General features: G+C 43.4%; 8 protein-coding genes and 1 tRNA gene. 7 read left to right on the forward strand and 2 right to left on the reverse strand.

What is annotated here, in order from left to right; all coding sequences use genetic code 11:
- The first annotated feature begins 326 nt into the window (after positions 1–326).
- Complete coding sequence (locus tag WAZ74_RS09450) at positions 327–1,226, forward strand: ABC transporter permease (RefSeq protein ID WP_422308050.1); 900 nt, start codon at positions 327–329, stop codon at positions 1,224–1,226.
- Positions 1,227–1,339: 113 nt separating this feature from the next.
- Complete coding sequence (locus WAZ74_RS09455) at positions 1,340–2,134, forward strand: ABC transporter ATP-binding protein (RefSeq protein WP_422308051.1); 795 nt, start codon at positions 1,340–1,342, stop codon at positions 2,132–2,134.
- 89 nt (positions 2,135–2,223) lie between these two features.
- Here WAZ74_RS09455 and WAZ74_RS09460 read toward each other — a convergent pair whose 3' ends face one another.
- Both WAZ74_RS09460 and WAZ74_RS09465 read right to left on the reverse strand, forming a co-directional pair.
- Complete coding sequence (locus WAZ74_RS09460; protein WP_422308052.1) at positions 2,224–2,838, reverse strand: response regulator transcription factor; 615 nt, start codon at positions 2,836–2,838, stop codon at positions 2,224–2,226.
- 3 nt (positions 2,839–2,841) lie between these two features.
- Entirely contained in the window at positions 2,842–4,998 is a 2,157-nt protein-coding gene (locus WAZ74_RS09465; RefSeq protein ID WP_422308053.1) for a sensor histidine kinase, read from the reverse strand.
- A 160-nt stretch (positions 4,999–5,158) separates the two neighbouring features.
- Here WAZ74_RS09465 and WAZ74_RS09470 point away from each other — a divergent pair, with 160 nt between their 5' ends.
- The 5 genes from WAZ74_RS09470 to WAZ74_RS09490 all read left to right on the forward strand — a co-directional run bounded on the left by WAZ74_RS09470 (position 5,159) and on the right by WAZ74_RS09490 (position 11,579).
- Positions 5,159–6,559 (forward strand): cytochrome c, encoded by a 1,401-nt coding sequence (locus tag WAZ74_RS09470; protein WP_422308054.1) that lies wholly within the window; start codon positions 5,159–5,161, stop codon positions 6,557–6,559.
- Positions 6,559–7,506, forward strand: coding sequence for a c-type cytochrome (locus tag WAZ74_RS09475; RefSeq protein ID WP_422308055.1), 948 nt, complete (start codon positions 6,559–6,561; stop codon positions 7,504–7,506). Before WAZ74_RS09470 ends, WAZ74_RS09475 begins: the two co-directional genes overlap by 1 nt.
- Before the next feature lie 249 nt (positions 7,507–7,755).
- Complete coding sequence (locus tag WAZ74_RS09480; protein ID WP_422308056.1) at positions 7,756–10,146, forward strand: FdhF/YdeP family oxidoreductase; 2,391 nt, start codon at positions 7,756–7,758, stop codon at positions 10,144–10,146.
- Positions 10,147–10,221: 75 nt separating this feature from the next.
- A complete protein-coding gene (locus WAZ74_RS09485; RefSeq protein WP_422308057.1) occupies positions 10,222–11,274 on the forward strand; it encodes a formate dehydrogenase accessory sulfurtransferase FdhD in 1,053 nt (350 codons plus the stop codon).
- Positions 11,275–11,505: 231 nt separating this feature from the next.
- A tRNA-Cys gene (locus WAZ74_RS09490) sits at positions 11,506–11,579 on the forward strand.
- Positions 11,580–11,588: the final 9 nt, after the last annotated feature.

Genomic DNA, 11,588 nt, shown 5'->3' on the forward strand with positions numbered 1-11,588 from the left:
TATTTTAATTGGCTATAATTTACGTAATTGTAACTTAAGTTAATAAGAATAATTTAAAAGCTTATGATTTTTCTATCGAAGATTTAGACTTAAAGAACTATCAGTTTTAAATGTATTTAAGAAAATTTAAACTCAAGCTTTAAATAAAACCACTTATAATGATGCTTCATTATCAGGTTTTATTGCAATATTTTTGGCTTACCCTAACCGCAGATTGTTTAATCTGTTAAATTCACCGCTTAGCCTTTGAGCTGTAGACGGCGCTGGTATGTCTGTATATCCGCACACTACTCGCTAAATGCTTGGTTATGACTTATTGATCTCCTATGTCCTTAATTGCTTTTTTTGGTGCACTTGAAAGTGGTCTGATTTACGGTCTCGTAGCACTTGGCGTCCTTATCTCATTTCGCACCCTTGATTTTCCAGATTTAACAGCTGACGGTAGTTTTCCGTTAGGTGGCGCAGTCGCTGGTATCTCTATCGTCGCTGGTGTTAATCCTTGGCTTGCTTGTGCCTTTGGTATGTTGGCAGGTTCGATTGCCGGAATCGTTACCGCTTGGCTACACGTTAAGCTGGGTATCTTACAGCTGCTTGCCAGTATTTTGGTCATGGTAGCGCTGTATTCTGTTAACTTACGGATTATGGGTGCACCAAACTTGCCCTTATTAGGTGAGAAAACCGTCTTTAGCTCATTAGTTACTGATGGTAATGGCTATTGGATGCGCTGTTTGATTATTGGTGTGGTGGTCATACTCGCCAAATTGTTTTTAGACTGGTTTTATAATACCGAAACAGGTCTCTCTATGCGCGCGACTGGCTCAAATCTACGCATGGCGCAAGCACAAGGTATCAATACCTCATGGATGACCATCATTGGTATGGCAATCTCTAACGGTCTGATTGCCTTGGCAGGGGCGTTATTTGTCCAAACCCAAGGTGGTGCCGATATCTCTATCGGTATCGGTACCATTGTCATTGGTCTAGCCGCAGTCATTATCGGTGAGACTATTATTCCAGCCAGACGTATTTGGCTGATCACCATTGCTGTTATCCTCGGTGCAATACTATATAAGCTATTTATCCAAGTCGCTTTATCGAGCGATACCTTGCGTAGTATTGGCTTTGGTCCGCAAGATTTGAACTTGATTACGGCCTTGTTAGTGGTATTTGCTTTAGTATTACCAAAAGCCAAAACCAAGTTTTTAAGTCGCAAGTTAAGAGTTTAAGGTCAAGCAACAAAACAGCGAAGCAGCAAAGCAGTGATAAGAGTAGCAATAAAAATTATTTGGCTTGCCAAGTTTGAATAAACGTAAGGAATGATAATTAAGGAATAACAGTTATGATGCAAGCCAAAGATTTACGGTTGACCTTTAATCCGGGTACGCCCATTGAAAACCCTGCCCTACGCGGTATCAATTTAAACATTGCCGATGGCGAGTTTGTGACGGTTATCGGTACCAATGGTGCGGGAAAATCGACATTCTTAAATGCGGTCAGCGGCACCACACGCGTAGATAGTGGTTCGATATTACTCAATGGGATTGATGTCACTAAAAAGACTGCCCATCAGCGCGCCAATTGGGTCGCACGGGTATTTCAAGATCCAATGGCAGGAACTTGTGAAGCGCTAACGATTGAAGAAAATATGGCGCTTGCCTATAAACGCGGCGGCAAACGTGGTTTAAGTTATGCTTTAAATTCTAATAATCGTGAGCTGTTCCGTGAAAAGCTTGCTGTATTGAAATTAGGATTAGAGAATCGCTTAACGGACCGTATGGGGCTATTATCGGGTGGTCAGCGCCAAGCGGTAAGCTTACTGATGGCATCGCTGCAACCGTCTAAGATTTTATTATTAGACGAGCATACGGCTGCTCTTGATCCAAAGACAGCAGCGTTTGTGTTAGAGCTGACTGATAAGATTGTTACTGACAATAAGCTGACAACGATGATGGTCACGCACTCTATGCAACAGGCTTTGGCTCATGGCACCAGAACCGTGATGTTACACCAAGGTGAAGTGGTGCTCGATGTCGCAGGGGATAAGCGTCAAGGTATGACCGTTCATGATTTGCTCGATATGTTTGAGCAAACCCGCGGCGAAAAGGTTGATGATGATAGTTTGATTTTAAGTTAAAGATTTTTAGTTAATCGATTTAAATTAAAAAATGCCCGCTCAAATTAAGTGGGCATTTTTTATAGCAGTCTAGTCACTATCCAAACAAATTAAGAATCAAGCAGCGCTAACTTTTGGATCAGCTCACTCACATGCTGCGCTTCCATTTTTTTCATTACTTGTGAGCGATGAACTTCAACCGTTCGTACGGATACATCTAAATGATCAGCGATGATTTTATTCAAATTACCTTGCATTAGCTCATTGGCGACTTGCTTTTCTTTGTCGGTCAGCTGTGCGTAAAGTGCGCGAATATAGTAGAGCTTGGCACGTTGGATAGTCAGTGTCTGAGCACGATTGATAGCTTCTTGCAAACGTCGGCTACTAATAGGCTTTTCTAAATAATCTACGGCACCTTTCTTCAACATCGCTACTGCATCACTAATCTCACCATTACCGGTTAAGGCAATCAATGCAATCGGGCTATCGTGCTTATTAAGGTGAGACTGTAAAGCCTGCCCATTCATGTCGGGTAGCATCAAATCACTCACTACTACCGCTGGAGTATAAATATCGACTTGCTGCAAGAACGTTAAAGCACTATCCCAACTTTGGGTAGAGAGACCAAAACTACTTATCAAAAACTCACAAGAATGCCGCACTTTTTCTTTATCATCAATAATATGAATGATTAGCTGCTCACTTAACATCTCAACAGAAGACATACGCTACCTTATGACTAGAGATAATGGTAAATAAAAGGACACTTGCGCGCCCATTTCATGAGTTAGTTGATAGCTATTATCTGTTTGAGCTAGATTGGCTTTACTATAGACCGACTGTTTTAGACGGTGCTGATAGTAGCTATCTATCGTTTGTATAGTAGTAAGCTCATGTTGCACTTTGACATTGCTAATCTCCATCATTCCATCAAGCGATTTACATAAACGCTGACATATCATCAAGCCCAATCCTAAACCGTCTGCTTTTGTTGAACGAAGGGCATAGCCATTACTCAAATAAGGACACGGTTCATCCTTTTCTGTTTCCTTTCTCATAAGTTGCACATCATCAAAACCGCCCGCATCATCAGTAACATGCAACGCCAGCCAGCGCGATCCTTCATATTCCTTCATCTCACAGCGTAGCATAACATGTGTTGCCCCCTGCTGCTGAGCATTAAGCATACTATTAATTAGCAATTGGTCCAATAACAAGCTTGGCAGTTTTAATTCTTGATAATCGCTCGCATACCAAAAAGTAATCCCTACTGCTTTCTCCCCCAACAACAATATACACTGCTCATAAATCGCTGCAATATCAACGCTGACCTTATCCGGTTGTGAGCGCCCTGCCCAATGCCTGATGTTTTTTATGACAGCAGCAGCACGCTCTGTCTCATTGACAATGTGTTGTAAAGCGTCTTCTACCGTTTTTTTCTCTGTTGCCTCTTTCTCTGTTGCCTGTGTAATTACTCTATTATTTTGACTGCGAATGAGTAAACCTTGCGCGTAGTTTTGAATGGTGGCAAGTGGCTGGTTGATTTCATGGGCAATCGCGCCACTCATTTCACCAATGACTGCAAAACGCTCAGACTGGCGCAATTGCTGATCATAATCACGAATGAGACGGTTTTGAGTGAGTATTTGTTGCCGACGACGCCATGCCAGCCAACTCATCCAAGCGTAGTTAATGGTCGATATTAATATAATAAAGACAATAATACTCATCCACCATCGATGTGATTTCACCCAATCAAGTACGTGTTCGCCCAGCGACTTTTGGGCAGGATGGCGACCCATCTCATAGAGTATATGCTCAGCATCACTGTTTGATTCAGGCGGCATCCAACGCAGTTCTGTACCGTTAAAATTGCTGTTGCTGTTTTTATTGTTATCATCATTTTGAGCTTGTAAGGTAAATAAGTACTGATTAATCTGCTCGGTTAATGCTATTGGTGCTTGATTGGTTGCCGCTAACGTCCAATTCGGATAAATCTTGGTTGACGACTGGCAGTTGGAATCCGTTGCGACTGGACTGATAAGTCGGTACTGTGCTTGATCAATCTTACCTTGTGCTGCCATCTCCTCCATCAAGCATAACGGCGCTATCGCCGCATCTACTGCGCCACTAGCCAGCGTGCTCAAAGTCAGCTCAATGGGATAACCGACAAACTGGGTTTGGTAATCATTAGGCGTCACGCCATGCTGTTGTAATAAATGTGCTACCAGTAAATAACCGGCAAAGGCATCGGGATCAACTGCCACTACTTTGCGCTGTTGTAAATCTCGCAATTGTTTAATATCACTATCGCTTTTTACCCACAACGCACTGGCTATCTGTTCCATCGCACTAGGCTGATTTACCGTCTTGTCGTCTTTACCTTGTTTACTGAGCGCGAGTTCATTTTCTAACTGTTTATATAACTTGTACTGTTCATCAGTTTTAAAATCAGACTGTTTAACATCAGACATTTTAAATGCATCTGGTTTTATGATCTGTATATTCGCGTGCAAAGTGGCAAGCCAGCGCCAACCCTTAGTCTCCATTTTAATAAACTGTACTTGCGGACCTAACACCAAGGCAAACTGCTGAGCCTCTATTTGTTGTTGCCAGTTATCAAGCGCGAGTGGCACCAACACTACCGTATCGTCTTTTAGGTTTTTATTAAGCTCACTCAACCAAGGCTGCCAACGTTGTTGCGCGGCAAGCTCTCCCTGCGGTGCCAGCACTCCTAAATAATAGGTTTGCGCGGCTGCCTCACTAACCATTAATAATGCCAGCATAGCAATCATTAGGGTAAAGATGAGCGCCTCTAATAAGACGCGCCTCATTACTTGCTGTACTTGCTGTACTTGCTGTTTATACCACCAAAATTGTATCAATAATAAAAACCTTAAAAACAATGTGGTTTTCCACAATATCACTATGTTACGCTCTAACCTATACTATATAGCAAGATTGTATCTTTTAATTAGCTAAGCTTCAGTAAGCGGCATATGCATCACTAATAATAAGATCAGCAACTATTTCATTACGGAGGGCATGCTTGTGAAAAAGTGGCCATTGATTATACTTATTACCGCAATCATCGGACTGGCATTGGCCTTTGTTATTGGGCAGCTGTTGCCTAATATGCGCACTACTAACAGTGACCTTGAGGTTAATATTACTGACCCTGCTTTAATCAAGCAAGGTGCCTACGTTGCGCGTACTGCTGACTGTGTCGCTTGTCATACTGTGCTCGGTGGTGAAGATTATGCTGGTGGTTTGCCGATGCTGACCCCTCTTGGTGCGATTTACTCTACCAATATTACCCCTGACAAAACATCAGGTATCGGTAATTACACTTTTAATGAATTTAAAAATGCCGTCAAGCACGGCGTCCGTAGTGACAATAGCGCTTTATACCCTGCTATGCCATACCCGTCTTATCAAATCATGCCTGACGATGATATGGCAGCGATGTATGCCTTCTTTATGTCGGATGTCAAAGCCGTCAATAAGCCCAATCTAAAAAGCGAGCTACCACCGATTGCGAACTGGCGCTGGCCGTTGGCTTATTGGCAAGTTTTATTTGACCGTAAACGCGACTTTGTTCCTGAAACAGATGATGCGGTTATCGCTCGTGGTCAGTATCTCGTCGAAGGCCCTGGTCATTGCGGCTCTTGTCATACTGAACGCGGCATTGGCTTCCAAGAAATCGCTTTAACCAACGCAGATTCCGAAGAATACTTAAGTGGCGCAGTTATTGATGGCTGGCGCGCAAAAAGTATCCGCGGTGAGCATCGTGGCTTAGGGACATGGTCTGTCTCTGAGCTTAATGATTTCTTTAAAACCGGTCGTACTGATACCACTGCTGCCTTTGGCGCAATGGCTGAAGTCGTTGAGCACAGTACGCAGTATATGACTGACGCTGACTTGAATGCCATGTCGTCGTATCTAAAAACGCTCACTCCTGCGCCTAATAAAGAAGTGACCCTACCCGTGAAAAAAGACGTCACCACACAGAAATTATTAGATGGTAATTATGATTCGCGTGGTGCGCTGTTATATGTGGAGTACTGTACCGTCTGTCACCGTGCTGATGGTAAAGGTGTCGCGCGTATCTTCCCAGCACTCGATGGCAACAGTGCTGTCTATGCCAAAAATGCGGACTCTGTGCTACAAATCACCTTAGGTGGTGGCCGTATGCCTGATACACCGCATGACCGTATGGCCTTTACTATGCCTGAGTTTACCAATCTAGCGGATGCGGATATCGCAGAAGTGGTCAACTATGTGCGTAATAGCTGGACCAACCAAGCGCCTGAAATTACCGTCAATGATGTGGTGAAAATGCGTGCATTCCTTGCCAAAAAGCCAAAAACCGGTACTGACATTGCCCCAGACCTGAGTCTCGATAATGTAAATAGTCTAGATGCTGCCGCAAAAGGAGCAAAATAATGAATAAGCTACCAATAAACCTTTCAAATTTTAATGGCGTTGCCCCTCGCAGATTCTCTATAGCAGTGCTTACTGCTGCTGTATTCGCTGTCGGTATCAGTGGCTGTACACAACCTGAACCTACTGAGCGCAACCCAATCGAATATAAACTGGTCACCGCTGACGATGCCAACGAAGATATCGGCTCTTATGTACTACCTCAAGATACTTCAATTGCCGATGAGCCCAATGCTGAACAAATCATCTATGGTAAACGCTTATTGAACGAAACCAAGCGTCTATTACCTGATAATGTCGGCGCGAGCATGAACTGTAATAGCTGTCATATCGCGCAGGGTAAAATCCCACTTGGCGACCCGTACATTAATAGTCATAATTTTTACCCACGCGTGATGCCACGTGCAGGTAAAGAGATTGATTTGACCAAACGGATTAACGGTTGCTTCCAGCGCTCTATGAATGGTAAGCCGTTAAAGCCTGAATCAGAAGAGATGCTAGCGATGTTAGCCTACATGGAATGGTTATCACAAAAAACACCGAAAGCCCAAAAAGTTGATATTATTAATGCCGGTAAGGTGGATGAATCATTAATTGGTGACCCAGTACACGGTGAGAAGATCTACGACGCTCAGTGTGCGACTTGTCACGGTGATAATGGCGAAGGTATCAAAGACAGCCGCGGTGACATCGTCTTCCCACCACTGTGGGGTGATGAATCCTTTAATATCGGTGCTGGTATGGCTCGTACTTACAAAGCCGCTGCTTTTGTAAAATACAACATGCCAATGGGTATCCAAACCAAAGGCTTATGGGGTCATGGTAACGTCTTGAGCGATCAAGACGCTATCGATGTGGCAGAGTTCTTTACTCATCAACCACGCCCTGACTTTGCTAAAAAAGACGGTGATTGGCCAACCGTACCAAAACCAAAAGATGCGCGCTATTAGCGTTTTACTTATAGCTCAGTTTTATAGCTCAGTAAAGCATTCTAGTAACGTCCTCTATCAAAAAACCTCAGGTGGATTTAACTCGCTTTGAGGTTTTTTGCCATATATCGGTTTTTTGCGCTGAAGTAAAAATACGATAAAGTTGCAATTTTCTACTGGTTATTCTGTAGATATCATTTAATATTATTTAGTACCATTTACTTATAATTATTTATCTAGTTACCTACTCATCTATCTCTAGGATCTGTCATGCGCAAAATTCCTGTTTATGCTCACCCTGCAGCCGGTTGGCCTGCGCTGATTGCTTCTACTCGCAAGCTAATGGATTACAAGGCTTTTTTGCGAGGTAGTTTGAGTGTACTGCATAGCAATCAACCCAAAGGCGGTTTTGATTGTCCGGGCTGTGCTTGGCCAGATCATAAGAGCCACAAAACCCTTGATGTCTGCGAGACTGGTATTAAGGTCATCGCCAGTGAAGCCATGTCTACCCGTGCCGATGCAAAGTTTTTTGCTAAGCATACGGTAAAAGAGCTGCAAGGATGGTCGGGTTATGAGCTTGAGCACATCGGGCGCTTATCAGAGCCGCTCTATTATGATGCGGCGCAAGATCATTATGTACCTATCTCTTGGCAGGCTGCTTACGCACATATCGCTAAACAATTACAAAGTCTTGACTCACCCGATGAAGCATTATTTTATACCTCAGGGCGCGTTACCAACGAGCCAGCCTTTATGTTTCAGTTGTTCGTGCGTTGCTTTGGTACCAATAATTTGCCAGATTGCTCTAATATGTGTCACGAGCCCACCTCAGTGATGCTCGGTAAACAGTTAGGTATCGGTAAAGCAACCGTCATATTAGAGGACTTTGAGCAAGCTAAGCTGATATTGATGTTTGGACAAAACCCAGCGACCAATCATCCTCGTATGCTCGAGATGCTCGCTCATGCCCATAAGCAAGGCTGCCGCATTATTTCTATCAATCCAATGCGCGAGCAAGGTCTAAGCAAGTTTAGGAATCCACAAAAACCATCCCATATGGTAGCAGGACAAAGTGATAACATCGTTGATGACGTGATTCAAATCCAAATCGGTGGCGATGCTGCGCTATTGACTGGTATGGCAAAATGGCTCACCAAAAACAATAAAATCAACACAGATTTTATTGAACAGCATACCTCAGGGTTTGCAGAACTAGATAATTGGCTACGTCAGCAGTCTTGGACGGATGTTGAACGCGGCTGCGGCATTAGTAAAGCAGAAATTATTAATCTTGCAAAACTGGTTGCTGATAGCCCAGCGACCATTTGCACTTGGGGTATGGGCATCACCCAGCACGTTCAAGGCGATGATAATGTCGCTATGATTACTAATTTGCTGCTACTAATGGGCATGATTGGTATCGATGGTGCAGGTGCGTCACCCGTTCGTGGGCACTCCAACGTGCAAGGCGACCGCACCATGGGTATCCATGAGCGTCCCAAGCAAAGCTTGCTTGACAGCCTTGAGCGGGTATTTAAGCGTCCAATGCCACAAAAGGACGGCCTTGATGTGGTCGCAGGCGCAAAAGCAATGATAGCTGGTAACATCAAAGCTTTTGTAAGTATGGGCGGTAACTACTCAGTTGCTGCGCCGGATAGCAGCGCTATCCAAAAAGCTTTAACCAAGAATCAGCTGAATATTTTTGTCGCCACCAAGCTTAACGAGACAATGTTATATCCAGGTGTAGACAATCTGATTTTACCGTGTGTAGGTCGTACCGAGCGCCTAATTACAGCTAAAGGTGAGCAATTTGCAACGATTGAAGACTCTATGTGTCAGATTGTGGCCACTCAAGGTCACCTTAGTCCTATTATTGACACCTTAAAATCTGAGGCGCAGATTGTGGCCGATATCGCCACCGAGTTGTTCGGATCTGAGTCGTCGATACCTTGGCAAGCCATGGCTGAGGATTTCGATGTGACTCGCGACTATATTGCTCAGGCTATTGAAGGGTTTGAGGACTTCAACCAGCGTATTCGTGCTGCTGATCGTGGCTTTCACTTGTATCATCCTGCGCGTCATCGTGAATGGGATACTGAAAGTGGCAAAGCCCAGTTTGAAGTACCAAAATATCCCATTACCTATGTTGCAAGCCAAATGGCTGAGAGAAACGCAAAATTTGAGGCAGACTCAAAACAGAAAATTAATATTAATAGTGCTGTTAAAAATGCTCAAAGCAATTCTGAATCTGACTCACAAAACAATACTCAGGCTAGTGAACAAGCAGTCTGGCAATTAACCAGCGTCCGTAGTCATGATCAATTTAATACCATGATATTTGGCTTCCAAGATCGCTACCGGCAGACGGATCGCCGTGATGTGTTGTTTATGCATCCTGATGAGATGAGCAGATTGGGTTGGCAAAAGGGTGATAAAGTGATGGTTTCACGCCAAGACAGTGATGATAAGCAACGCACATTAGGACCATTGATACTCACTGAGATGGATATTGCGGCTAATGCGGTTGCAACCTATTATCCTGAATGTAATGATTTAATCGACTTAGACACCCACGCCCCAGATTCCAAAATACCGGCATATAAATCGTTAACCGTTATTTTAGAACGAGTGACAGCAGACGTTGGCATAAACGCTGCCTAGCTAGTAAGCAATGAATATAACACCTAAAAGGATAGCAGCCATAACCATGTCAATAACACCATATGATGAGCGGTCATGATAGCTGAAGACATTGTTCAATACAGTGATCAACACAATACTCAAATCTTAGCAGACAATCTGTTTGAAGACGTAGATTTAGCTGCGACACCACTTGCACGTAACCATTTGGCGCAAAAACACTATTATCCTTTAGATGAGCATAGTGGCAATAATGTTAGTAGCGATAGTATTGGGTTTACTAATAAAGTTCATACTGATCTTCAGCCAGCAAGCTTAGCTGTTGAGGCTGCGATTGCGATTGTTATCAATGGCATACACTATGCGGTACTGATGGCTAGCCCTAGTCAGCTTGATTACTTAGCCATTGGGTTCTTATTCAGTGAAGGTTTGATTGAACATAGCCATGAATTATTAGATTGGGAAGTTACCCAGCTTACAGATATTACCAGTTTTCAAAATTTTACTAAGGATTCAATTGACGATCGGATTAATGATGCTAACGTCTCGATGACGTTTGAGCTGCTTCAAGACTATGATGTTTATGTAGTAGAATTGGTATTGAACCAGCGCTGTCATCAGCGTATTCAGGCACAGAGACGTCAGCTTGCAGGCCGTACAGGCTGCGGTATGTGCGGTATCACAGGACTGACGCAAGCACTGCCCGATTTAAGTAGCTATATAAAAAATGAGCAACGGCATAGACAGCACATTATAGAAACGAAACCTAGTCTCGATAGCTTGCTTGCAATACGCACAAAAATCAATGCAGCACAGCATACCCATCAGTTAACAGGCGCCGTCCATGCGGCTGCCACTATGCAGGGGCAGCATTTGCATCTATTTGAAGACGTGGGACGCCATAATGCGCTCGATAAGCTTATCGGATGGCAACTGCGTCATAATGCAGATGTCGTATGTGTGGTGATGACTTCACGGTTATCTATCGAACTGGTACAGAAATCTATTCGTAGCCACATATCGTGGCTAGTTGGTATGTCCGCACCGACCAGTACAGCGGTACGTGTCGCTCAGCGTTACGGTTTAGGGTTAGCAGGATTTTTACGCGATAATAGAGTGACTTATTATTCAGATCATACAGACTTATAAAACTTTATACTCTCCTTTACATACTCTTTCACCCTGACATTCGATCAACTAAACTGTTTATCTACACTTCTCATTATTGAAAAATCTCAACAATGATTCAATCTGGCTTATAAATAGTCTAAATAACCGTTAATATATGGTCAAATTATGGCAACTTAGTAAATAAGCGTCTTTTAGCTAAAAAAGAACTTGTAATTTAAATTATTTTTGCTAATATAGGCATCCTTGATTGGCTGGGTGGCAGAGTGGTCATGCAGCGGACTGCAACTCCGTTAACGCCGGTTCGATTCCGACCTCAGCCTCCAATTATTTAG

Source organism: Psychrobacter sp., assembly GCF_049295055.1.
In the GTDB taxonomy this organism is placed as follows: Bacteria; Pseudomonadota; Gammaproteobacteria; order Pseudomonadales; family Moraxellaceae; genus Psychrobacter.